The organism is Streptomyces sp. NPDC049879, assembly GCF_044461265.1.
Classification (GTDB): Bacteria; Actinomycetota; Actinomycetes; order Streptomycetales; family Streptomycetaceae; genus Streptomyces.
This window is the reverse complement of sequence record NZ_JBITKT010000004.1, coordinates 437819-461076: the sequence shown is the minus strand read 5'-3', so window position 1 is coordinate 461076 and position 23258 is coordinate 437819. Positions and strand designations below refer to the sequence as shown.

The following is a 23258-nucleotide window of genomic DNA, read 5'->3' as shown; positions in this document are numbered from 1 at the left end:
TGAGTGAGAGGACACCCCCACCCATGACCGTGACCCGCTCATCGCGCGTCGACCGACGCGGCTTCCTCACCTCGGCCGCCGTCGGCGGCGCCACCATCGTCGGCGCCTCCGCCCTCGGCGCCACGGACGCCGAGGCCGCCTTCGCCCCGCCCACCCCCTCCCTCGACCCGGCCGTCACCACGACGACCTTCGCCGAAGGGCGCGTCGGCGCCATCCGCGGCAGCATGCTGCACGTCGCCGGCTCGTACGGCGAGACGCACCACATCCAGATCACCATCGCCACCAGCGTCTGGAAGGTCCGCGCCGTCACGCTCGACGACGTCCGCGTCGGCGACGGTCTCTACGCGCGTGGCGTCACCATGCCGGACGGCACCCTCGCCGCCGACGCCGTGTGGGTCAACATCGTGAACATCTACACCACCATCCGCGGCATCCAGAAGCAGCGGCTCCACCTCGCCCACGGAAACGACGAACTCGTGGGCCACACCCTCCCCGAGACCGCCGCCTCCTACGCGGGCAGCGCCCTCACCACCGACCTGTCGCGGCTGCGCATCGGCCAGCCCGCGCAGATCCTCGGCGCCTGGCGGCCCGCGGACGGCGGCATCGACGTCGTCCGCGTCACGGTCGGCCACTGACGGGGCGGGCGCCATGCCGACGACCACCCTCGCCGCGAGCGTCCTCCCGCTCGCCCTCGCCGCCCTGCTCGCCGCGACCGGCGCCGGAAAGCTCGCCCGGCGTTCGCTCCGGGCGCAGGCGGCCCGTACGGCCCTGCCCCGCCTGGCCGGCGGTCCCGACCGCGCTGTCCTCGTCCTCCGCGCCACGGGCGCCGCCGAACTGCTGCTCGCCGCCGGGCTCGCCGCCGCGCCGGGACACCCCCTGCCGGGCGCCGGGACAGCGCTGCTCGGCGCCGGATTCCTCGCCTACCTCGCGGTCTCCCGCTGGATCGCGCCCGAGGCGTCCTGCGGCTGCACCGCCCGGTACGAGGCGCCCATCGGCTGGGCCTCCTTCGCCCGCGCGGCCGCCGTCGCGGCGGGCGGGGTCCTGGCGGCCGCGTCCGCGACGCCCTGGTGGTCCGCCGTACGGGCACGGCCCGCCGCCGCGGCCCTGGTCCTCGCGGGCGCGGCGGCGCTGCTCGCGTTCCTCTCGGCCGCACCCGGGCGGACCTGGCAACTGCCCCTGCGTCGCCTCCGGGTGCGCCTGTTCGGCAACCCGCTCACCGGCGGCGCGGGGACCGTCCCGGTCGCCGCCACGGTGGAACTGCTCGAACGGTCCCTCGCCTGGGAGACGGCCGCCCCGCTCGTCCGCTCCGGCCTGGTCGAGCACTGGGACGACGACGGCTGGCGCATCCTGCACTACACCGGCGCACGGCACGACCCCGCGTGCGCCTGCGACCGCCCGGTCTCCGTCCTGTTCGCGCTCCCGGCGGACGCCGACCTGGACCGGCCCCACGGCACGGCGGTCCGCGTCAGCGTCGTCGACGAGGGGACGGACGAGGTGCTGACGCCGGATCTGCTCGCCCGCTGAACCACGGCGGCGGGCCGGTGCCGCGACCGCGCCGCCGGCCCGCCGCATTAGCCTTGTCGGGGACACGCGGACGCCTCGGCGCCCCCTCGCGGGCGCGAAGGGAGACCGGACGTACCGGTGAGGGACGTGAGGGACGAGGACGGGCTCGACGAACTGCTGCGCGGCCTCAGGGGCGGTGCGGCGCTGCGCCCGGGGCCCGACGTCGGCCATGTCGTCGCCTGGCTGGGACGGCGGACCGGCGCCGAGGTCGCGCTGATCTGCGAACGCGGCACGGTGGAGGCGGCCACGCCCGGCTTCCCCGGCGGGGCGCCGGACGGGTTCAGGCCGCTGCTCCGCCGCCTGACGCGCGGTGAGATGGCCGCCGCCGTCACCGAGTTCGACGGCGCCCGGATATCGCTCGAAGCGCTCGGCCACCACCGCCCCCGGCCGGTGCTCGCCGTGCTGCACACGGGCGCGCTGCCGCCCGCCGCCCGTTCGCTGGCGTCCCGCGCGGGCAGCGTCCTCGCCCTGCTGCGCGGCGCGGCGCGGGCCGAGGAGACCGCCCGCGCCTACCGGCGCAAGGCAGGCCAGGTCCGGGTGGCGGTCCTGATGACGCTGCTGTCGGGCAAGCCGCTGCTGGCCCGCCGGATCACGACCGGCGCCGTCCCGGCCCTGCTGGACTGCGACCGCCTGCGCGTCCACCTGCTGCGCTGCCCGCCCGGCGACCGCGAACCGCTGGTGAGCGAGTACGAGGACGCCGTCGGCTACCACGGCCAGGGCCTGATGATCCCCTGCCCGGTGTACGACGACCATGTGATCTGCCTGGTCCCCGAGCCCTCGGACGCCGCCGATGCCCCGCCCGAGCACGCCGAGGCCCCGCCCCTCGGCCCCGTGCTGCGCCGGCTCGTCGCCGAGAACCCCCGCTACGCGCTGGGCGTCAGCGCCCCGCATCCGCAGTCCGCCACGGCGGTGGCGTACGAACAGGCCCGCCACGCCCTGGCCATGGCGCGCTCGGCCCGCGACCGCACGGCCGAGTACCTCGGCCCGTCCGCCCTGGAGAGCCTGCTGCCCGACGGCCCCGCACGGGCCTGGGCCCACGCCTTCCTCCGGCCGCTCACCGAGGTGCCCGACACCCACCTCGACGTCGTCCGCCTCGCCCTCACCATCCCCCGCGTGGGCGTCGCCAGGCTGCTCGGCATCAGCCGCAACACCGTCACGGCCAGGCTCCGCACGGCCGAGGACCTGCTGAAGACCGACCTCGGCGACCTCGGGTCCCGCGCCGAGCTGGCCCTCGCGCTGGCCCTGACCCCGACGGCCGACATCCTGCGCGCCCCGGAGCGCCCGGCCCCCGCGCTCACCGACCTCCTGGCCACCCCGCCCGCCGTCGCCTGGGCCAGCGCCCTGCTGGCGCCCCTGCGCCCGCCGCGGCGCCCTGAACTGCTGCGCACCGCACGGGCCTGGACGCAGGAGAACGGCGACGCCCAGCGGGCCGCGTCACGCCTCGGCAGCAGCCGGAACACCGTCAGAACCCGGCTGCGCACGGCGGAGCAGCTGCTCGGCCGCGACTTCCTCAGCACCGGCTCCGGCGTCCACGACCTGGTCCTCGCGTTCCGGATCGCCCCCGCCTGATCCCCGTCTGGGCACCGTGCACTGCCGGGGCGGCGGATTGGGCGCCGTGCACCGTGGCCTGACGTGGCCGCCCGCTCGTAGCGTGGGCCGGGCAGGGGCGGTGACGCCGCCGGTCGTCCGCACCACGGCCGACGGCGGTCGGCAACACCAGGGGGGTCCGCCCGTGCACCGGTGCCCTCCGCCCGCCTCCGGGCGTGGCGGAGGGTGGCAGCGGCCGAACGGGCCCGTCCGCGGGGAGCGGCACGGGGGAAGCGGAGCCCGTGCGGCCGCGCGACACGGTCCGGCACCGGCCGGGCCGGGTGCCACGGTGTCCTGCACGGCGCCGCGGCCCGCCCGGCCCGGCCGGTCGCCGGGCCAGGTCCGCCCCTCAGCGCTCGAAGCGGCTCGGCAGCGGGAAGTACGCCTCCAGGAAGCCGCGCAGGCGCGCGGCCGCGTTCTCCTTCTCCTCCTCCGGCGTCTGCACGTCGTTGAGGCAGAAGAAGTCGTACTTGCGGGTCCCGGCGATCTCGGCGAGCACCTCGGCGGACTCGGGCCTGCCGATGTCGGCGTAGCGCATCGTGTACCTGCCGGGCACCGCGCGGCCGGTGAGGTACGCGTGGTGGTGGTGCAGCGTCGCCGTCATCGAGACGTCCGTCAGCGACCGGAAGCGGCTCGCGGCGGTCCTGGCGATCTCCTCGGGGAAGAGTGCCTCCAGCTCCTCCATCACCGCCCGGATCTGCGGCTGCGGCGCGTGCTTGAACTTGTTGACGACCAGCCGCCCGTGCTGCCGCAGCAGCAGGCGCGCGGCGTTCTTGCCGGACGAGTTGGGCGCGGGCTCGTCCGGGTGGGGCTCGCCCAGGCCGATCTGGAACGGCGCAGTCGGCAGCTTGGCTATGCCGTTGCCGTGGAAGAAGTACCCGGCGTCGACCGGCCGTCCGACGAAGAAGTCGTCGTTGAGGTAGAGGTAGCGCTCCGACAGGCCGGGGATGCGGTGCAGCTGGCTCTCGATGGCGTGGGAGTTGAAGACGGGCAGGACCGACGGGTCGGCGAAGATCTCCTTGTGGTCCACGATCCGGATGCCGGGCGCCGAGGTGTCCAGCCAGTCCGGGGTCTGCCCGTCGGTGACGATGTGGATCGTCCGCACGAACGGGGCGTACATCTCCAGGGACCGCAGCGAGTACCGCAGTTCGTCGTGGCTCTCGTACCGCGACGCGCCCAGCTCGCGCGCGTTGATGCGGGGCGCCCCGGCCTGCGCGCGGTAGGCGTCGCGCTTCGCGGCCAGCTCGGGGTCGGCGCCGTCCACCCACGTGTAGACGACGTCCACGGGGAAGTCGACCGTGTCGGCGAGCGGGTGGGAGAAGCCCTCCCAGGTCGGGTGGGCGCGGCCCGCGACGGTGAGGGTCGCCGGGACGAGGGCCTCGGGCGGCAGGGTGTCGGTCACGGCGTTGTAGCGCGGCGCGACCAGCGATTCGGCGACCACCGGGGCCGGGGCGAGGCTCCGCAGCGTGCCGCGCCGCTCGACCAGCTTCGCGTCCTCCAGGAACCGCTTCCCGTCGCGCCAGAACTCGACCTCGCAGGCGTGGTCGAAGTCGGCGAGCACCTCCCCGGCGGGGCCGAGGAGGAGTTCACCGAAGCGCATCGTGTCCTGCCGCTTCAGCGCGGCGGGGAGGGAACCGTCGGCGTAGAGCACGGCGTCCGCCGGCAGCGTCTCGGCGTTCGCCCGCATGGCGTACAGGGCGCTGCCGCCGTAGGTGCGGCGCAGGACGGACAGCAGCCGCTTGCGGTCCGCGTGGCGCACGCCGACGACGTGGCGCGTACGGGAGCGGCCCGGCACCAGGAAGTACGGGATGTCGGCGCTCTCCAGCGCGTCGCAGACCAGCCCCAGGTTGCGCGCGGCGGCGTCGGCCGCGTTGAAACGGGTCACGGTCCTGCCGTAGAAGACCGTCCCGCCGGCCTCCACCGCGCGGATCGCCTGGTCCGACTCCAGCAGCGCGCAGCGCCTGGCCTCCACGCGTTCGCTGCGCTTGCGCTCGGCCTCCTCGGCCTGGGCCGCCTCCCGCCGCTCCGCGCGCGCCTGCCGGACGCCGTCGGGCAGCAGCCGCGCTCCGAGTGCTCTGATACGTGGCTGCATGGCGGGGAGTGCCCTCTCTGTGACGGATCTGCGCGCTCGGCCGCGTGTGCGCGCACCGGCTCCGTCAAGTAGACACCTCCGGGTGAACGGGTGAAGGGTGCGGTCCGATCGGTGAAGCACATGTGTCCCAGTCGTGACCTTGGCCCCGCCCCCCGCACGGGTGGGGGCGGGGCGGTCCGGTGGCTAGGCGGGCCTTCCCTGGACCTCGAAGTCCCAGAGGGAGTAGCCCCAGCCCGTCCCGCGCTGGGTGCCGTACAGCCGGACGTATCTGGCGTTCACGCCGGGGAAGGAAAGGGTGTCGGTCCCGCCGTCCCCGGCCGTGGTCGTGTGGACCGTGGTCCAGTGGGTGCGATTGCCGGAGACCTGGATGCGGTAGCCCCTGCCGTACGCGGTCTCCCAGTTCAGTCTCGCGCCGCTGACGGTGAACGTCCCGCCGAGATCGACCTCGATCCACTGCGGATCGCTGTACGCGGACGACCAGCGGGTCGCGGGATTCCCGTCGAACGCCATACGCGCGGTGCGGCTCGCGGGGTCGTCGGTGGACGACGCGGACGCGGGTTTGTTCAGCGCGACGTTCGCCGTGGTGGTCCCGGCGCCCAGGTCGAGGCTCAGGAAACGCGGCCGGTAGTCGTTCGCGTTGCTCGCGCCGCCCATGCGGTTGACGTTGTACGACACCAGGAGTTCGCCCGAGTCGGAAAGCGCCGGATGTGCTTTGGCGTTGTACGTGTACCGCTGCCCGTTGCCCGCGCCCTCGTATTCGGGGGCGGAATAGAACCTGACCGGCGCGGAGAAAGGCCCGACCGGGCTGTCGCCGATCGCGTACATCATGTCCGGGCTCTGCACATTCCTCGTGTAGACCGCGATGTACTTGCCCGCGTACGGTCCGCTGGTGACGGGGGTGACGCTCGCCTCGGTGGAGACGTCGCCGATCAGCGGGGCGGAATCGGTGAGCGTGGCACTCCAGCCGTTCCCGTTCCAGTAGCGGATGTTGCCGAGGTTCGGGAATTCGGATCGTGCGACGCGCGACACGATGAGGTCCTTCGTGTTCGCCCGGTCTCCGGTGAGGGCGTCCCGGTAGCCGTAGAGGTAGATGTACCCGTCCGGGTTCGGCGCGCCCGCCTGGCGGGAGTTGTTCAGCGTCCCTATGCCGTAGTCGTACAGGAAGTCCGTCGTCCTGCGGTGCAGCTGGGAGACGGCGGAGGTCCTGGTGAAGCGCGTGTAGTCCGGCTCGCCGTCGGCGACGGGGACGGAGATCAGGTCCACCTGCTGCGGCTTCCAGTCGCTGTCGAACGGGATGCCGAACGTGTAGACGGTGCCGCCGACCGTGAGGCCGCCCTGCATCCAGGCGGTGTACCCGAAGAGGTTGTCCCACTGGCCGGTGCTCATGTCGGCGCGGTAGCCGTACTTGAAGGCCATGTTGCCCGCCGTGGGGGTGTTGCCCCGCAGCACCGCGGACGAATGGTTCTGGTAGGCCAGGCCGCTCACGTTCCCGGCCGCGTCGGACGAGCCGAGGATCGTGTCGCTGAAGATGAAGAACGTCCTGTCGGCGCTGGTCGCGCCGCCGAACGTCCGCGCCTCGTCCAGCGGCGTCGAGTAGATGCCGTCGGCACCCTGCCAGCCGTTCGAGGTCCCCGACCTGTTCAGCAGGGCGGTCCAGTCACCGGCCGGTGAGGCCGTGAGGACGGGGTCGGCGGCGGTCGCGGCGGTCGCGGCGGACGATCCCGTGATGCCCGCGGTGAGGGTGAGGGCGGCCGTCATCAGGCCGGTGACGAGTTTTCTTGTATGGCGCTTCAATTGTCACTCCCGGAGAGCGATTCAGGACAGTGGGGGGCGCGGTCACGGCGTATTCCTGGGTGCCGTGTCCGTGGGAGGCGGGGGAAAGGAGAAGTGTGGGGAAAAGGCGGAAGCGGGGAAAAGGGAAGGCGAAGTCGGCGGCTCCACGGCCGCGTTCGGAGTGCGGACCGGTGGCATCACGAGAAAGGAGGTGATCTCGGTATCGGGAGGCTATGAGCGGCCTCGCGACTGCGTCAAGAGTTAAACGCGCGAAAGCCCCGAAGACCGCCGCCACCTGGACTTCTCCCGCCCAAGTGCGGCGCACGGACAGCCTGTCGGGACGCTTTTCCCCGGCGTCAAGGGGCATGGCGGCAAAAACGCGGGCGGTCAGGGGAATTCGACGGAACGTCCGCCTGCCCCGGGAGGCGCGTGCCGGGCACGACGGCCCGGCGCGCACCGCCCCGGACGGCGGCGGCCGGTCAGAGTTCGGTGACGGCCGGGACGATGCCGAGCGCGTGGCGCCGCGCGCCCGGCGTGGTCACGCTCGCGGGCAGGACGATGTGGTCGAGCGGCGCGTCCGACCCGGCGATCCTGCTGTGCAGCCTGCGGATCGCCTCCTGGCCCATCTCGCCCGCGGGCAGCCGGGTGGAGACGACCGTCAGCGGCGCGAGGCCCGCGGGACCCGCGTCGTCCATGCTCGCCAGCTCCACGGTGTGGGACAGGTCGCGGTCCAGGGACAGGAGGTCGTCCACTGCCAGGGCGAGGGTGACGGCGTTGCCGCAGATCAGGGCCGTCAGGCCGAGCGGCGAGTCGAGGAACGACAGGAGCCGCTGACGGCGCTCCTCCTGCGGCAGGTCGACGTAGCTCACGAGCGCCGAACGGTCCGGGTGGGCGGTCAGGTCCCGGTCGCGCAGGGCGCGCAGGTAGCCGCTGCGGCGGTCGCGGACGCTCGTCACGTCCGCGTCGCTCCACAGCACGACGGGCGCTTCGTGCCCCCGGCCGAGCACGGCGCCGGTCACGGCGTGGCCCACGGCGAAGTCGTCGAAGAGCACCGCGTCCGTCGGCACGTCGGGGAAGTACCGGTCGACCAGCACGACGGGCAGCCCGTCGCCGCGCAGCGCCTCCACGGTCCGCGAGGACTCGGAGCGGTCCTGCGGGAAGAGGACCACGCCGCTGACCCCGCTCGCCGCCACCCGGCGCAGCACGGCGGGCTCGTCCTGCCGGCTGACGGTGTGGGCGACGGCGAGCGTGTACCCCAGGTCGCGCGCCTCGGCCGCGAGCCCGGACAGCAGCAGGCTGTGGTGGATGCCCTGGTCGTCGGGGCAGATGTAGCTCACGGTTCCGCCGATCGCGGGGCGGCTGATCCGCGGCTCGGGGCGCCGCTCGACGACGAACGTGCCGAGGCCGCGGCGCCTGACCATCACCCCTTCCGCCACCAGCTCGTTGAGCGCGCGCACGGCCGTCGTCGTGGAGACGCCGAAGCGCTCGACGATCTCCCGCTGCGTGATGAAGGGCTCGTCGGGGGTGAACTCCCCGCGCTCGATCGAGTCGAGCAGGGACTGCTTGACCCACTGGAACAACGAGGTGCCCGGCTCCCGCGAGGGCGGGACGGGGACCGCGGTGTCCTCGGCGGGACCGCCGTCCGGGTGTCCGGTGCCGTCCGCCGGTTCCCCGGGCGCCGGTCCTGGTGTTGCTTCACTCGCCTCCACGCGTGAAGCCTAGCGGATGGACCCGGCCCTTCAGAGATTAATGCGTCTAAGCGTCTTTTCCCGCATGGTCTGACCGGCGCAGCATCACCCTACGTGTCCGGTCGTATGGGGTGGGCAGTTGCTGTGCGCGGCACTGTGCGATCCGCGGCGGGGCCGGTGCGAGGGGTGGGCCGATCCCCGGCGTACGTCCCTGTGCGCGGGCGTCCCCGTGAGTGCGATCCGCGCGTTCGGCGGCACAAAAGGCCAGGTGGCGGCATATCTCCGGGCCGTCGAACAGCCGTCGCCCGACGTGCAGTTGAGGCGCGCCCGGACGGGTGGCCCGCGTACGCGCCCACCGGCCCGCCGCCGTGCGGGCCCCCGGCCCCCGCCGCCGACAAAGCGCCGGGCGCGGACCCGGAGCCAGGTCCCGCTCACGGAGAGAACATTCGCTCGCACCAGACCCTTGACGCATTAATGTGCCACTTGTAGCGTCAGGGCCTCCCGGGCCGCGAGGGTCCGATCCGCACGAGGAGCACGGCGTATGACGGCAGGCAGGGCGACGGTGCCCTTTCCCCTCGGCCCCTTCACCCCGTACGAGGGCAACCCCGTGCTCCGCCCGCGCGGCGACGGCTGGGAGTCGTCGAACCTGTACAACCCGGCCGCCGTCGTGGTCGACGGCGAGGTCGTCCTGCTCTACCGGGCCCACGCCGCGGACATCGTGTCCCACATCGGCATCGCCAGGAGCCGGGACGGCTTCACCTTCGAACGGGAGGACGCCCCCGTCCTCTCGCCCGAGCACCCGTACGAGAGCCGCGGCTGCGAGGACCCGCGCGTCACGCGGATCGGCGACACGTTCTACCTCACCTACACCGGCTGGGACGGCGTCGCCGCCCGGCTCTGCCTGGCGACGTCGCGCGACCTGCGCGCCTGGACCAAGCACGGGCCGGTCATCGAGGACGGGTACGACACCTTCGCCACCACGCACCCGAAGCCGGGCGGCACCTGGCACAAGGCCGGCGTCATCGTCCCCGAACGCATCGACGGCCGCTGGTGGATGTACTTCGGCGAGGGCGCCATCTTCCACGCCACGTCCGACGACCTCCTGCACTGGACGCCCTGCCCGAACGACCGGCCCGTCCACAGCCCGACCCCGGGCAGCTGGGACGAACTGCTGGTCGAGATCGGCCCGCCCCCCGTCATCACGGACAACGGGCTGATGGTCTTCCTCACCAACGGCGCGCGGAAGGGCGAGACGACCGACGTCGACTACCGGTGCGGCCAGATCGCCATCCCCCTGTCCGACCCCACCCGGGTCATCGCGTCCATGACCAGGCCCTGGCTCCGGCCCAGGACCTTCGAGGAACGCAACGGCCTCGTCTCGAACGTCACCTTCGTCGAGGGGCTCGTCGAGCACCGGGGCCGCTGGCTCGCCTACTACGGGCAGAGCGACACGACCCTCGCCGTCGCCGTGTACGACCCCGCGACCCACCACTACGGCGACACGGCCGCGGGCTGACCCGCCGCCGGGCGACGCGTCGCCACCGGGAGCCGCGGGGCACCCCGTTCCCCCGGCCGCCGTCCCCCCTGGGCGTGCGCATGCCACACGCCGCCGCCCGGCGTCCACCGGACACCGGCACGACACCAGACGATCTTCGCAATGAGGAGAGATCGATGCGCAGAATCGGAGTACTGACCGCCTCGGTGGCGGGCTTGCTCACCCTGACCACGGCAGCCTGTTCCAGCGGCTCCGGCGGCGGCGACGGGGCGGGCACGGCGGACGACCCGACCGAGCTGACGTTCTACATGGACAAGGGCGGCTGGAACGACTCGTTCGAGGCGCAGAACGAGGTGTCCCGCGCCGAGGGCATGGTGCTCGACGTCGTCCAGACGCCCGGCTCCGACGCCGCCGCGTACGACAGCTTCGTCCGCCAGTCCTTCCAGACCAACGAGCGGCCCGACCTGTTCACCTGGTCCACCGGCGAGAAGCTCGCCGACCTCGTGGAGCAGGGCGTCGTGGCCGAGACCACCGACATCTGGGCCGAGGCGGAGGCCGAGGGCCTGGTCCCCGACGGGCTCATAGACAACTACACCTACGACGGCAAGCAGTACTGCGTCCCGCTCAACGTCGCCTACTGGCCCGTCTACTACAACAAGCACGTCTTCGAGGAGCACGGCCTTGAGGTGCCCACCACCTTCGACGAGCTGATGGACGCCGCCACCGTCCTGCGCGACGCGGGCGTCACGCCCTTCCACCAGATGAACGTGTTCTTCGAGTTCGTCTGGTTCCAGAACATCCTCGCGGGCACCGACCCCGAGGCGTACGCGGGCCTCGGCACGGGCGAGACCTCGTTCACCGACCCCGTGGTCGTCGACGCGGCGCAGCAGTGGCTCGACATGATGCACGACGGCTACTTCCTCGACCCCGGCGTGACCACCGAGCCCGAGGCGCTCCTGGCGTCCGGCGACGTCGCGATGGCCTCCTTCGGCAGCTTCCTCACCGGCGAGCTGGCCTCCATCGACTCCGTCCCCGGCGAGGACTTCGGCGTCTTCCCCTTCCCCAACGTCGACCCCTCCCTCCCGAACGGCCAGATGGTCCTGGAGACCGGCCCGCTGTGCGTGGCACGCGGCGCCGCCCACGAGGAGGCCGCGCTGGAGTACAGCCGCTGGTGGATGGACGACGAGGCGCAGACGCACTGGAGCGAGTCCCGCGGCGACCCCTCCTACAACCCCGACGTCCCCGTGGCCGACCCGGAGATGGCGGCCGTCGTCGGGGCCGTCGGCAGCGGTGAGCTGCAGGTGCAGCAGCGCTTCCAGGAGATGGTCCCGTGGGACGTCTACAACCGGTCCAAGGAGGTCTTCGGCGAGTTCGTGAGCGACGCGCCCGACGACCCGATGGACGGCCTTGAGGCACTTCAGTCGGTGGCCGACGAGTACTGGTCCCAGCAGGGCTGACCGGCCGGCCATGCCCTCCTCGTCCTCCTCCACCCCCTGCACGGTGCCGCCGGGACCCCACGCGGTCCCGGCGGCCGGAAAGGTGAGCCCATGTCCGTGACGACGCGCCGTCCCGCGGGCGTCGCAGCGGCGCCCCGGGACCGCCGCCCCCGCCGTTCCCACCGGCAGCACCAGTGGGCGGCCCGCGGTTTCGTCTCACCCGCGCTCCTGCTCTGCGCGCTCCTCCTCTACACGCCGTTCCTGTGGACGGGCTACCTGGCCTTCACCGAGTACAACGGGCTCGACAGCCCCGCGTGGGTCGGCCTGTCCAAGTTCGCCGAGATGTTCGACGACCCGGGGTTCGGCACCTCGCTGCTCAACACCCTCTACTGGGTCGTCGGCACGCTGCTGATCCCCGTCGGCCTCGGCCTGCTGGTCGCCGTCCTCGTGTACGACCTCAAGGGCGCCGTCTGGTACCGGCTGCCGTTCCTCGTGCCGTACGCGATATCCGGCGTCGCGGTCGGCGTCATCTGGAAGTTCCTCCTCCAGACGGACGGCGCGCTCGACGAGGTGTTCGGCCTCTTCGGCGTCGACGACGCGCCGCGCTGGCTGCTCGACTCGCCGCTCAACACGTTCAGCATGATCGCCGCGTCCTCCTGGCAGGGCGTGGGCGTGAACGCGCTGCTGTTCACCGTCGGACTCCAGTCGATCCCCCGGGAGCCCCTGGAGGCGGCCCGCCTCGACGGCGCGTCCGGCTTCACCCTCTTCCGCACCATCACCTGGCCGATGCTCACGCCGCTGACGACCGTGGTCGTCGGCCTGTCCATCGTCGGCTCGCTGAAGCAGTTCGACGTCATCTACGCGATGACCCAGGGCGGCCCCGGCAGGTCGTCCGAGACGCTGGCCCTGACGATGTACAAGACGTCGTTCATCAGCTACGACTACGGCCTCGGCGCCGCCATCGCCCTCTTCCTGACCTTCATCACCGTCGCGGCCTCCCTGCTCTACCTGCGACGGCAGCTCTCCGACGGGAGGGAAGCGTGATGGGCGGTTCGCAACGCCTCCGCAAGGCCGCCGTGATCGTCCTCGGACTGGTCTGGCTCGCCCCCATCTACCTGATGCTCGTCAACGCGGCCAAGCCCGAGGACACATACGTGGACTCCTCGGCCTGGGTGCCCGCCGACATCAGCGGCCTGTGGGACAACATCAACACCGCCTGGACGCGCGGCCACCTCTCCGAGAGCTTCTCCGCGACGGCGGTCTACTCCGTCACCGCGCCCGCGCTGTCGGTGCTGATCGGCGCCGCCGCCGGGTACGCCATCGTGGCGCTGCGCCTGCGGGCCGGCTTCCTGTGGCTCGTCGTCATCTTCACGTCGTCGGTCTTTCCGCTCCAGATGCTGCTGATGCCGCTGTTCACCGGCTACGTCGACTTCGACCTGTACGACACCAGGCTCGGCATGATCCTCATCTACACGGTCGTCTCGGTGGCGTTCACGTCGTTCGTGATGCGCAACTTCTTCAGCGGCATCGCGCGCCAGACGTTCGAGGCGGCGATCGTGGACGGCGCGTCCACGTGGCGCATCTTCTGGCGGATCTATCTCCCCATGTCCACGCCCGCGCTCGTCGCGCTGTTCATCCTCCAGGCGACGAGCGTGTGGAACGACCTGCTCCTCGGGCTGACGCTGACCCGCTCCGAGGAGGTCAGGCCGCTGATGGCGTCCCTCGCGGCGCTCCAGGGCAACTACGGCGGCGCCACGATGCCGGTCCTCCTCGCGGGCGGCCTGATCGTCTCCATCCCGACCGTCCTGCTGTTCCTGTTCACCCAGCGCTTCTTCGCGCGGGGCCTGTCACTCGGCCAGTTCTGAGCACCGCCCTCCCCGCGCTCCCCGTGCCCACCAGCGTCACCAAGGAGTTCCCGTTGCACCACCACGAGTCCATCCAGCTGCGCGTCGACCGCCTCGTGCGCGAACGGCTCGAACCCGCGCGCGAGCGGGCCGCCGTGCCGGTGCGGACGGAGGTCTGGCACGTGCCGGACGAGCCCGTCCCGTTCGCGGAGGCGGTGCGCGGGAGCTTCGCACCCGTCGGGGCGGGGGAGCCCTGGGGGCGCCCCTGGGCCACGTCGTGGTTCCGCGTCTCCGGCACCGTGCCGGAGGAGTGGGACGCCGGGCCTGACGACGTCGAACTGGTCGTGGACCCCGGCTTCGTCGGGGACTCGGCCGGCTTCCAGGTCGAGGCCCTGGTCTACGACCGCGAGGGCCGCACGCTCAAGGCGATCGAGCCGCGCAACGACTACGTGCGCCTCGGCCTGGGCCCCGGCGGGACGTTCGAGGTCTACGTCGAGGCCGCCGCCAACCCGAACATCATCGGCGAGTCCACGTTCGAGCCCTCCCCGCTCGGCCGCAAGGAGACCGCCCCCGACCGCCCGCTGTACGCGCTCGGCCGCATCGCCCTCGTGCACCGCGACCGCGAGGTGTGGGAGCTGATCCAGGACGTCCACACCGCGCTCGGCCTCGCGCGGGAGCTGCCGCTCGCGTCCCCGCGCCGCGCCGAGCTGTTCGCCGCGCTCGACGCCGCCGTGGACGCGGTGGCCCCGCACGACGTCCACGGCACGGCCGGGCTCGCGCGCGAGGCGCTGCGCGACGCGCTGGCCGCGCCCGCCGCCCGCAGCGCGCACCGCGTCTACGCGGTCGGCCACGCCCACATCGACTCCGCCTGGCTGTGGCCGGTCCGCGAGACGGTGCGCAAGTGCGCCCGCACCTTCTCCAACGTGCTGGACCTCATGGACCAGGACCCCGACCTCGTCTTCGCCTGCTCCTCGGCGCAGCAGTTCGCGTGGATCAAGGAGTTCTACCCGGAGCTGTTCGAGCGGATACGCGAACGGGTCGCCGAGGGGCGCTTCGTGCCCGTCGGCGGCATGTGGGTGGAGTCCGACACCAACATGCCGGGGCCCGAGTCGCTGGCCAGGCAGTTCGTGGAGGGGAAGGCGTTCTTCCTGCGGGAGTTCGGCGTCGAGACGCACGAGGTGTGGCTGCCCGACTCGTTCGGCTACACCGCGGCGCTGCCGGGGATCGCCCGCGCGGCGGGGGCCGAGTACTTCCTGACGCAGAAGCTGTCGTGGAACGAGGTCAACCAGTTCCCGCACCACACGTTCGCCTGGGAGGGCATCGACGGCAGCCGGGTCTTCGCCCACTTCCCGCCGGTCGACACGTACAACTCCACGCTCTCCCCGGCCGAACTCGCCCACACCGAGCGCAACTTCGCCGACAAGGGCCGGGCGAACACCTCGCTCGTCCCGTTCGGCTTCGGCGACGGCGGCGGCGGCCCCACCCGCGAGATGATGGCCGCCGCGCGGCGCGCCGCGTCCCTCGAAGGGTCCCCGACCGTACGGGTCGCGGCGCCCGCCGCGTTCTTCGCCGCCGCGTCGGCGGAGATCGACCCCGTGCCGGTGTGGTCGGGCGAGCTGTACCTGGAGAGCCACCGCGGCACGTACACGTCCCAGGCGCGCACCAAGCGCGGCAACCGGGAGAGCGAGCGGCTGCTGCACGAGGCGGAGCTGTGGGCCGCGACCGCCGCCGTGCGGACCGGTGCCGACTACCCGGTGGACGCGCTGCGGCGCTCGTGGCACACGGTGCTGCTCCAGCAGTTCCACGACATCCTGCCCGGCTCCAGCATCGGCTGGGTGCACGACCAGGCGGAGGAGGAGTACCGGAAGGTCGCGGCTCGTCTCGAACCGCTGATCTCCGACGCCGTGCGCACGGTCACCGGCACCGGCGGGGGCGAGCGGCTCTGGGCGAACGCCTCGCCGTTCGCGATCGACGGCGTCCCCGCGTTCGGCGTCGCGCCGCGCCGGATCGAGGGCGAGGTGACACTGGAGGAGACACCCGCCGGTATCCGGGTGACAAGTGACGCGCTGGCCCTGGCGTTCGACGGCGACGGGCTGATCAGCTCCCTCGTCGACCGCGCGACCGGCCGCGAGGCCGTCCCCCCGGGCCGCCGCGCGGGACTGCTCCAGGTCTTCCGCGACACCCCGCGCCGCTTCGACGCGTGGGACGTGGACGTGGAGTACCGCAGGTCGGGCGAGGACCTGACCGCCGCCGACTCCGTCGAGGTCGTCACGGCGGGCGGGGAACGTGCCGTGGTCCGCACCACGCGCACGTTCGGCCGGTCGTCCGTCACCCAGACCTTCACCGTGCGGGCCGGGCGCGACGCCGTGGACATCGAGACGGTCGTGGACTGGCACGAGAGCCAGCGGATGCTCAAGCTCGCGTTCCCGGTGGACGTCCACACCACGACGGCGCGCTCGGAGATCCAGTTCGGCCACATCGAGCGCCCGACGCACACCAACACCAGCTGGGACACCGCCCGTTTCGAGACCCCGGCGCTGCGCTGGGTCCACGTCGAGGACGCGCGCTTCGGCGTCGGCGTCGCGAACGACGCGACGTACGGGCACGACATCACCCGCCACGCCAGGGAGGGCGGCGGCACGTACTCGCTGGTCAGGCAGACGCTCCTCAAGGCGCCGCTCTTCCCCGACCCCCAGGCGGACCAGGGCACGCACACCTTCCGCACCTCCCTCGTCCTCGGCGGCGTGGCCGAGGCCGTCAGGGCCGGCTACCGCCTCAACATGCCGCTGCGCCCGGCGGACGGCGTCCCGGTCGAGCCGCTCGTACGCTCCGGCGCCGACTCGGTGGTGGTCGAGACGGTGAAGCTCGCCGAGGACGGCTCGGGCGATGTCGTCGTGCGCCTGTACGAGGCGCTCGGCGCGCCCGTCACCGCCACGCTCGGCCTCGGCTTCGACGCGGGGACGGCCGTCGAGACCGACCTGCTGGAACGTCCCGTGGAGCCGCGCTGCGCGGTCGCGCAGGAGCCGGGCGCGGTCACCCTGACGTTCCGGCCCTTCCAGCTGGTGACCCTGCGCATCCCCCGCGCGGGCGCCTGACGCCTGAGGGGGCGGCGGTGGACCCGTCCGCCGCCGCCCCCGACCCGCCGCACCCACCAAGGAGTCACCGTGACCACCTCCGCCGCCGCCGTGCCGCGTCCGGAGTACCCGCGCCCGCAGTTCGTCCGGCGCGACTGGCTGAACCTCAACGGCACCTGGCAGTTCGCGTTCGACCCCGGCGACAGCGGCCTGGAACGCGGCCTGGTGCACGCCGAGCTGGACGGCGAGATCACCGTCCCGTTCGCCCCGGAGTCGGAGCTGTCCGGCATCGCCGACACCGACTTCCACGAGGCCGTCTGGTACCGGCGCACCGTCACCCCGCCCGCCGACTGGGCCGGGCGGCGCCTGCTGCTGCACTTCGGCGCCGTCGACCACGACACCACGGTCTGGGCGGACGGCGAGGAAGTCGCCCGTCACCGGGGCGGGTTCACCCCCTTCACCGCCGACCTGGGCGTCGCCCGGCCGGACCGCGAGATCGTGCTCACGGTGCGCGCCCGCGACCACAGGTCCGGCCCGCAGGCGCGCGGCAAGCAGGCCGTCGTCTACGCCAACACCGACTGCCACTACACCCGCACCACGGGCATCTGGCAGACGGTGTGGCTGGAGCCGGTCGCCGACGTGCACCTGCGCCGCCCCCGGATCACGCCCGACCTGGCCGGATCGGCGTTCCACCTCGAACTGCCGCTGTCCGCCAACCGCCCCGGGCACCGTGTGGTGGCCGTGCTGTCCGACGCCGAGGGCGAGGTGGCGCGCGCCGAGGCCCGCGCGGACCTCGACCTGGCGCCGCGCCTGTACCTGCCGGTGCCCGAGGGGCGCCGCCGCGAGTGGAGCCCGGAGGACCCGCACCTCTACGGCCTGCGGCTCGAACTTCTCGACGCCACCGGCGCGTTGCTCGACACGGCGGACAGCTACGCCGGTCTGCGGTCCGTCGCCATCACCGGCAAGGCCGTCACCCTCAACGGGCGCCCCGTCTTCCAGCGCCTCGTGCTGGACCAGGGCTGGTACCCCGACGGGCTGATGACCGCGCCGAGCGACGAGGCGCTCGTCCGCGACATCGAACTGGCCAAGGCCGCCGGGTTCAACGGCGCGCGCCTGCACCAGAAGGTCTTCGAGGAGCGGTTTCTGTACCACGCCGACCGCCTCGGCTACCTGGTCTGGGGCGAGTTCGGCGACTGGGGCTGCGACGTCGGCGGCCCGCCCGGCGACCGGCAGCGGCCCGACGCGTCGTATGTCGCCCAGTGGCTGGAGGCGATCGAACGCGACTACTCGCACCCCTCGATCGTCGGCTGGTGCCCGCTCAACGAGACGGACCAGAAGCTGCACGACCGCATCACGCAGCTCGACGCGGTCGCGCGCGCCCTGTTCCTCGCGACCAAGGCCATGGACACCACCCGGCCCGTCATCGACTCGTCCGGCTACTCCCACCGCGTCCCCGAGACCGACATCTGGGACGCGCACCACTACGAGCAGGACCCCGCCGCCTTCCGGGCCGACATGGCGGGCCTGGCGGAGGGCAGGCCGCACACCGACAAGCACCCGGACGGCACCGCGTACTCCGTGCCCTACCGGGGCCAGCCGTACTTCGTCAGCGAGTTCGGCGGCATCTGGTGGCACCCTGAGATCGCGGCGCGGGCGCGCGAGGAGAACCCGGACAAGTCCTGGGGCTACGGCGAACGGCCGCGCGACGAGGAGGAGTTCCAGACCCGCTTCGCCGGGCTGGCCGGTGTCCTGCTCGACGACCCGGACATGTTCGGCTACTGCTACACGCAGCTCACCGACGTCTTCCAGGAGCAGAACGGCATCTACCGCTTCGACCGCAGCGAGAAGCTGGACGTGGCGCGCGTCCGCGACGCCCAGTCACGCCCGGCCGCCGTCGAATCCGGCCACCCGGCCTGACCACGAGCCCGCCCGCCCTCCGGGACGGGCGGGCTTTTCGTTCAAAAACTTACCTGCCAACTGGCCTGCCCAACCGGTCGAATTGTCTTCCGGGCGGCCCAACTTCTCTGCCACCCACCACGATTCTTCGCAGAAAACCCGCGCTGTGGCTGCGCGAAGGGTTGACCCAGGAAATCCATTGGATTTACATGACGGGCACCACACCCCCCACCACCCCCGAGAAGAGGGTGCCCCATGCCCCCCAGCCACACGTCCCCCCGCCTCACCCCCGCCCGCATCGGACTGGCGCTGCTCCTGGTCCTCGGCGCGGTCGTCTCCCTGCCCCGGGCACACGCCGAACCCGCCCCCCGAGCCGGCGACCACCACATCACCGGCCAGGTCTACGCCGGCTACCAGGGCTGGTTCTCCGCCGAGGGCGACGGCTCCCCGGTCAACCAGTGGCGCCACTGGAACGGGAGCACGCCGTCCCCCGGCAACCAGACCTTCGAGATGTGGCCCGACATGTCGGCCTACCCCGAGTCCGCGCACTTCCCGACCGGCTACGCCGGACTCGGCAACGGCGACCCCGCCACCCTGTTCTCCTCCTACCCCACCGAGGTCACCGACCAGCACTTCGCCTGGATGGCCGAGTACGGCATCGACGGCGCCGCGCTCCAGCGCTTCGGCCAGGACATGACCGTCCCGCAGCGCAAGCAGCAGCGCGACGCCATCACCGGCCGCGCCAGGGACGCGGCCGAGCGCCACGACGTCGGGTTCTACGTCGAGTACGACATCAGCGGCCTCACCGACGCCAACCTCGAACAGACGCTCAAGACCGACTGGACCGAGACCATCACCGGCACCCTCGGCCTGACCGACTCCCCGTCGTACGCGTACGAGGACGGCCGCCCCGTCGTCGGCATCTTCGGCTTCGGGTTCACCAACCGGCCGGGCGACGCGGCCACCGCGCAGCGGGTCGTCGAGTGGTTCCAGGACCAGGGCGCCTACGTCATCGGCGCCGTGCCCTGGGGCTGGCGCACCGAGACGTCGACCAAGCCCGGGTTCAGCGGCGTCTACCACTCCTTCGACATGCTCTCGCCCTGGTTCGTCGGCAACCGCTCCGACCTGCTGCCCGTCATGCGCGCCGACCGCGACGACCTCGCCTCACGCGGCCAGGCGTACCTCCCCGTGGTCTACCCGGGCTTCTCCTGGGCCAACTGGAACGGCGGCGAGCGCAACCAGATCCCGCGCGACACCGGCCGGTTCCTCTGGCAGCAGGCGCTCAACGTGCGCGAACTCGGCATCCCGCAGGCGTTCATCGCCATGTTCGACGAGTACGACGAGGCCACCAGCATCGCCCCGGCCGCCTCCGACTCCTCGATGATCCCGACCGACCAGTACTTCCAGACCACCAGCGCCGACGGCGTGTTCACCTCGCCCGACTTCTACCTGCGCCTCGCCGCGCGGGCGAGCCGCGTCATCACGGGCGACGCGCAGCCGACGCCCGAGATCCCCGTCCCGCTCAGCGAGGGCCCGGTCTTCCTGCGCACCGGGCTCGAACGCGGGATCGACGCCCAGCCCACCTGGACCGACACGCCAGGCCCCGGCGGCACCGCGAACGTCACCGGACCCGAGGGCGGCGGCGGCCCCACCCTCCGCGTCGCCACCGGCGACGGCGCCGCCGACGGCGCCTCCGCGCTCCGGGTGCGCGGCCTCGCCTCCGGGACGGGCCACTCGTACGCGTACCTCCAGGCGTTCGACGTCAGCGTCCCCGTCTCGGACGCGACCCGGCTGTCCTACGACTTCCTGCCGGAGAACGAGGGCGGCAGGCACGTCTCCGTGGACCTCGTCCTCAGCGACGGGCGCACCCTGCGCGACAGCGCGGCGACCACCCAGGACGGTGTGGACATGCACCCGGCGGCGCCCAAGGGCGCGGTCGGCGACTGGACCACCGTCACCAGCGCGTTCGGCCCCGACCTCGCGGGCGCGACGATCGAGACGGTGCTGATCGGCTACGACCGCACCGGCGCCGCGGGCCCCTTCGACGCGCGGATCGACAACCTGGTGATCACCGACGGGTGAGCGGGAACGCACGAGCCCGCCGGTCCCCTCCGGGACCGGCGGGCTCGTCACCCGTTCCGGATCAGGTGAAGTTCACGTCGCTGCAGATGAAGTACGTCTGGTCCAGGTGCGAGGCCTGCCAGATCGTGTACACGACGTGGTGGCCGCTGCGTCCCGGCGCGCTGACGTCGAACTCGATGTCGGCCGCGGGCGCGTAGCTGCCGGTCGTCTCGACCAGCTCCAGGTCGTCCCAGCCGAGCGCCTCGGTCGCCGGGTTGTAGCCCTGCTTGGTCACGTAGACCTCGAAGAAGTCGGCGCCGTGGCGGGCCGTGTCGTACAGGTGGACGCTGAAGTCGCTGCCGACGTCCGTGGTCGTCCAGGCGCCCGGGTTGTCGAGCGAGCTGGCCAGGCCGCCCTGCGCGTCACCGGCGCTGCACAGGTTGCCGTTGGAGATGCGGCTCTGCCAGTTGCCCGCCAGGTTCTCCTGGAAGAGGCTCATCCAGTTCCACATGGTGTTCGGGTTCGCCTGCCAGGCCTGCCAGCACATGGGGTCCTGCTGCTGCATGGCCGGGTTGAGGTGGTCGCTGCCCCACCGCTCCCAGCAGCCGTAGGCACGCCCGGCGGGCTCGACGATCGAGCCGTGCGCGTTGGCCGGGGTGGTCCACGGGCTGAGGAACAGGGCGACGAGACCGACGATCGCGGTCAGCGCGGGCGTGAGCAGCCGCAGCGTCCAGCGGCGTGTGGGGGTGTCTGCGTACATGCGTGCGTTCTCCGTCTTCCGGAAGGGTGGGGGACAGGACTGTTCCGGGTATGGGAGCGCTCCCAAGGATTACCGGGACGATACCGCCGGACACACGCCCGCAACACCCCCCGCACACAGCCGAATCCACACCCCGCACCACCCCCACGGCGCAAAACACTCCCCCCACACCACAAACCGACTGGTCGCCACTCCACCACCCCCACCAACTCGTCTGAATCCACCCCCCTCCACCGCTGCGAGCCCCCGGATGGCTCCGGAAACACCACCGCACCCCGCCCCGGTGCTGCTGTCACGCAGTCCGGGCGGGGTGCGGTCGTGTCGGTGGGTCAGATGTTGCGGAACGTCTCGATCTGGGCGCCCACGGAGTTGAGGCGTTCGGCCAGGTCCTCGTAGCCGCGGTTGATCACGTAGACGTTGCGCAGCACCGAGGTGCCCTCCGCCGCCATCATCGCCAGCAGGACGACCACTGCCGGGCGGAGCGCGGGTGGGCACATCATCTCCGCCGCCCGCCAGCGTGTCGGGCCCTCGACCAGGACGCGGTGCGGGTCGAGGAGTTGGAGGCGGCCGCCGAGGCGGTTCAGGTCGGTGAGGTAGATCGCCCGGTTGTCGTAGACCCAGTCGTGGATCAGCGTCGAGCCGTGCGCCGTCGCCGCGATGGCCGCGAAGAACGGGGCGTTGTCGATGTTGAGCCCGGGGAACGGCATCGGGTGGATCTTGTCGATCGGCGCCTCCAGCTTGGAGGGGCGCACGGTCAGGTCCGCGAGCCGCGTCCGCCCGTTGTCCGCGCGGTACTCGCGGCCGAGGTCGTGGTCGAGGCCCATGCCCTCCAGGACGGCCAGCTCGATCTCCAGGAACTCCAGCGGCACCCGGCGGATCGTCAGCTCCGACTCGGTGACGACGGCCGCCGCGATGAGGCTCATCGCCTCCACCGGGTCCTCGGACGGCGAGTAGTCCACGTCCCGGTTGATGTCGGGCACGCCGTGGACGGTCAGGGTCGTGGTGCCCACGCCCTCGATCCGCACGCCGAGCTGCTCCAGGAAGAAGCAGAGGTCCTGGACCATGTAGTTGGACGAGGCGTTGCGGATCGTGGTGATGCCGTCGTGCCGGGCGGCGGCGAGCAGCGCGTTCTCCGTCACGGTGTCGCCGCGCTCGGTCAGGACGATCGGCCGGTCGGGGGAGACGCCGCGGGTGACCTGGGCGTGGTACATGCCCTCGGTGGCGGTGACTTCGAGGCCGAAGCGCCGCAGCGCCATCATGTGCGGCTCGACGGTGCGGGTGCCGAGGTCGCAGCCGCCCGCGTACGGGATGCGGAAGTAGTCCATGCGGTGCAGGAGCGGGCCAAGGAACATGATGATGCTCCGGGTGCGCAGGGCCGCTTCCTTGTCGATGGCGTCGAGGTCCAGCTCGGCGGGGGGCACGATCTCCAGGTCCCTGCCGTCGTTGATCCAGCGGCTGCGCACGCCGATCGAGCCGAGGACCTCCAGGATGCGGAAGACCTCTTCGATGCGGGCGACCCTGCGCAGCACGGTGCGCCCGGAGTTGAGCAGGCAGGCGCAGAGCAGGGCGACGCAGGCGTTCTTGCTCGTCTTGACGTCGATGCTGCCGTGCAGCCGCCGGCCGCCGACCACCCTGAGATGCATCGGACCGGCGTAACCCAGCGACACGATCTCGCTGTCGAGGGCCTCACCGATACGTGCGATCATCTCAAGGCTGATGTTCTGATTCCCCCGCTCGATGCGATTGACCGCGCTCTGGCTGGTGCCGAGCGCCTCGGCGAGCTGGACCTGTGTCCAGCCACGATGCTGACGTGCGTCCCGAATGAGCTGTCCGATCCGGGCGAGGTAGTCGTCGATCATATGACCGAGCCTATCTCACATATGAGATGACGCCTGTTGGGCTCCCCCGTTCGGGTGACGACACGCCGTTCGAGGGTATGGTTGGATTGTTCTAGCGATACGCGAACAACTGGCCGAAAGCCCGGTGGGC

Annotated in this window: 15 protein-coding genes; 10 read left to right on the top strand and 5 right to left on the bottom strand. The window is 72.2% G+C overall.

Features of this window, described 5'->3' with window-relative positions; all coding sequences use genetic code 11:
- Positions 1-23 precede the first annotated feature (23 nt).
- The 3 genes from ACIBPC_RS16935 to ACIBPC_RS16925 all read left to right on the top strand — a co-directional run bounded on the left by ACIBPC_RS16935 (position 24) and on the right by ACIBPC_RS16925 (position 3132).
- Complete coding sequence (locus ACIBPC_RS16935; protein WP_398845222.1) at positions 24-635, top strand: cell wall protein; 612 nt, start codon at positions 24-26, stop codon at positions 633-635.
- Between the two features lie 13 nt (positions 636-648).
- Positions 649-1524, top strand: coding sequence for a MauE/DoxX family redox-associated membrane protein (locus tag ACIBPC_RS16930; RefSeq protein ID WP_398845219.1), 876 nt, complete (start codon positions 649-651; stop codon positions 1522-1524).
- 117 nt (positions 1525-1641) lie between these two features.
- Entirely contained in the window at positions 1642-3132 is a 1491-nt protein-coding gene (locus ACIBPC_RS16925; RefSeq protein ID WP_398845217.1) for a helix-turn-helix domain-containing protein, read from the top strand.
- A 367-nt stretch (positions 3133-3499) separates the two neighbouring features.
- Here ACIBPC_RS16925 and ACIBPC_RS16920 read toward each other — a convergent pair whose 3' ends face one another.
- The 3 genes from ACIBPC_RS16920 to ACIBPC_RS16910 form a co-directional block, all read right to left on the bottom strand.
- On the bottom strand, positions 3500-5242 hold the full coding sequence (locus tag ACIBPC_RS16920; protein WP_398845215.1) for a stealth family protein: 1743 nt from the start codon (positions 5240-5242) through the stop codon (positions 3500-3502).
- Between the two features lie 183 nt (positions 5243-5425).
- A complete protein-coding gene (locus ACIBPC_RS16915) occupies positions 5426-7036 on the bottom strand; it encodes a discoidin domain-containing protein (RefSeq protein ID WP_398845212.1) in 1611 nt (536 codons plus the stop codon).
- A 458-nt stretch (positions 7037-7494) separates the two neighbouring features.
- Positions 7495-8724, bottom strand: a complete 1230-nt coding sequence (locus ACIBPC_RS16910; RefSeq protein WP_362960119.1) for a LacI family DNA-binding transcriptional regulator — start codon at positions 8722-8724, stop codon at positions 7495-7497.
- A gap of 520 nt (positions 8725-9244) precedes the next feature.
- Between ACIBPC_RS16910 and ACIBPC_RS16905 the strand changes: the two genes are divergently transcribed.
- The 7 genes from ACIBPC_RS16905 (at position 9245) to ACIBPC_RS16875 (ending at position 20530) form a co-directional block, all read left to right on the top strand.
- On the top strand, positions 9245-10219 hold the full coding sequence (locus ACIBPC_RS16905) for a glycoside hydrolase family 130 protein (protein ID WP_398845209.1): 975 nt from the start codon (positions 9245-9247) through the stop codon (positions 10217-10219).
- A 155-nt stretch (positions 10220-10374) separates the two neighbouring features.
- Positions 10375-11655, top strand: coding sequence for an ABC transporter substrate-binding protein (locus tag ACIBPC_RS16900; protein ID WP_398845206.1), 1281 nt, complete (start codon positions 10375-10377; stop codon positions 11653-11655).
- A gap of 90 nt (positions 11656-11745) precedes the next feature.
- Positions 11746-12678, top strand: coding sequence for a carbohydrate ABC transporter permease (locus ACIBPC_RS16895; RefSeq protein ID WP_398845203.1), 933 nt, complete (start codon positions 11746-11748; stop codon positions 12676-12678).
- Positions 12678-13499 (top strand): carbohydrate ABC transporter permease, encoded by an 822-nt coding sequence (locus tag ACIBPC_RS16890; RefSeq protein ID WP_398845200.1) that lies wholly within the window; start codon positions 12678-12680, stop codon positions 13497-13499. Before ACIBPC_RS16895 ends, ACIBPC_RS16890 begins: the two co-directional genes overlap by 1 nt.
- Positions 13500-13552: 53 nt before the next feature.
- The gene (locus tag ACIBPC_RS16885) at positions 13553-16573 is read left to right on the top strand and encodes an alpha-mannosidase (protein ID WP_398845197.1); all 3021 of its coding nucleotides are present in this window, start codon (positions 13553-13555) and stop codon (positions 16571-16573) included.
- Between the two features lie 69 nt (positions 16574-16642).
- Complete coding sequence (locus tag ACIBPC_RS16880) at positions 16643-18469, top strand: glycoside hydrolase family 2 protein (RefSeq protein WP_398845195.1); 1827 nt, start codon at positions 16643-16645, stop codon at positions 18467-18469.
- Between the two features lie 234 nt (positions 18470-18703).
- Complete coding sequence (locus tag ACIBPC_RS16875; protein ID WP_398845192.1) at positions 18704-20530, top strand: glycoside hydrolase family 71/99-like protein; 1827 nt, start codon at positions 18704-18706, stop codon at positions 20528-20530.
- 61 nt (positions 20531-20591) lie between these two features.
- Here the strand turns inward: ACIBPC_RS16875 and ACIBPC_RS16870 are convergent, their stop codons facing one another.
- Both ACIBPC_RS16870 and ACIBPC_RS16865 read right to left on the bottom strand, forming a co-directional pair.
- On the bottom strand, positions 20592-21269 hold the full coding sequence (locus tag ACIBPC_RS16870) for a lytic polysaccharide monooxygenase (RefSeq protein WP_362965794.1): 678 nt from the start codon (positions 21267-21269) through the stop codon (positions 20592-20594).
- Positions 21270-21598: 329 nt separating this feature from the next.
- Positions 21599-23128, bottom strand: a complete 1530-nt coding sequence (locus tag ACIBPC_RS16865; RefSeq protein ID WP_398845189.1) for a helix-turn-helix domain-containing protein — start codon at positions 23126-23128, stop codon at positions 21599-21601.
- Between the last annotated feature and the right edge of the window lie 130 nt (positions 23129-23258).

Excerpts from the sequence above, each read along its gene's own strand:
- ACIBPC_RS16905 (WP_398845209.1), top strand. The coding sequence starts at position 9,245 with ATGACGGCAGGCAGGGCGACGGTGCCCTTTCCCCTCGGCCCCTTCACC.
- ACIBPC_RS16930 (WP_398845219.1), top strand. The coding sequence starts at position 649 with ATGCCGACGACCACCCTCGCCGCGAGCGTCCTCCCGCTCGCCCTCGCC.
- ACIBPC_RS16890 (WP_398845200.1), top strand. The coding sequence starts at position 12,678 with ATGGGCGGTTCGCAACGCCTCCGCAAGGCCGCCGTGATCGTCCTCGGA.
- ACIBPC_RS16935 (WP_398845222.1), top strand. The coding sequence starts at position 24 with ATGACCGTGACCCGCTCATCGCGCGTCGACCGACGCGGCTTCCTCACC.
- ACIBPC_RS16870 (WP_362965794.1), bottom strand. The coding sequence starts at position 21,269 with ATGTACGCAGACACCCCCACACGCCGCTGGACGCTGCGGCTGCTCACG.
- ACIBPC_RS16895 (WP_398845203.1), top strand. The coding sequence starts at position 11,746 with ATGTCCGTGACGACGCGCCGTCCCGCGGGCGTCGCAGCGGCGCCCCGG.
- ACIBPC_RS16900 (WP_398845206.1), top strand. The coding sequence starts at position 10,375 with ATGCGCAGAATCGGAGTACTGACCGCCTCGGTGGCGGGCTTGCTCACC.
- ACIBPC_RS16875 (WP_398845192.1), top strand. The coding sequence starts at position 18,704 with ATGCCCCCCAGCCACACGTCCCCCCGCCTCACCCCCGCCCGCATCGGA.
- ACIBPC_RS16920 (WP_398845215.1), bottom strand. The coding sequence starts at position 5,242 with ATGCAGCCACGTATCAGAGCACTCGGAGCGCGGCTGCTGCCCGACGGC.
- ACIBPC_RS16865 (WP_398845189.1), bottom strand. The coding sequence starts at position 23,128 with ATGATCGACGACTACCTCGCCCGGATCGGACAGCTCATTCGGGACGCA.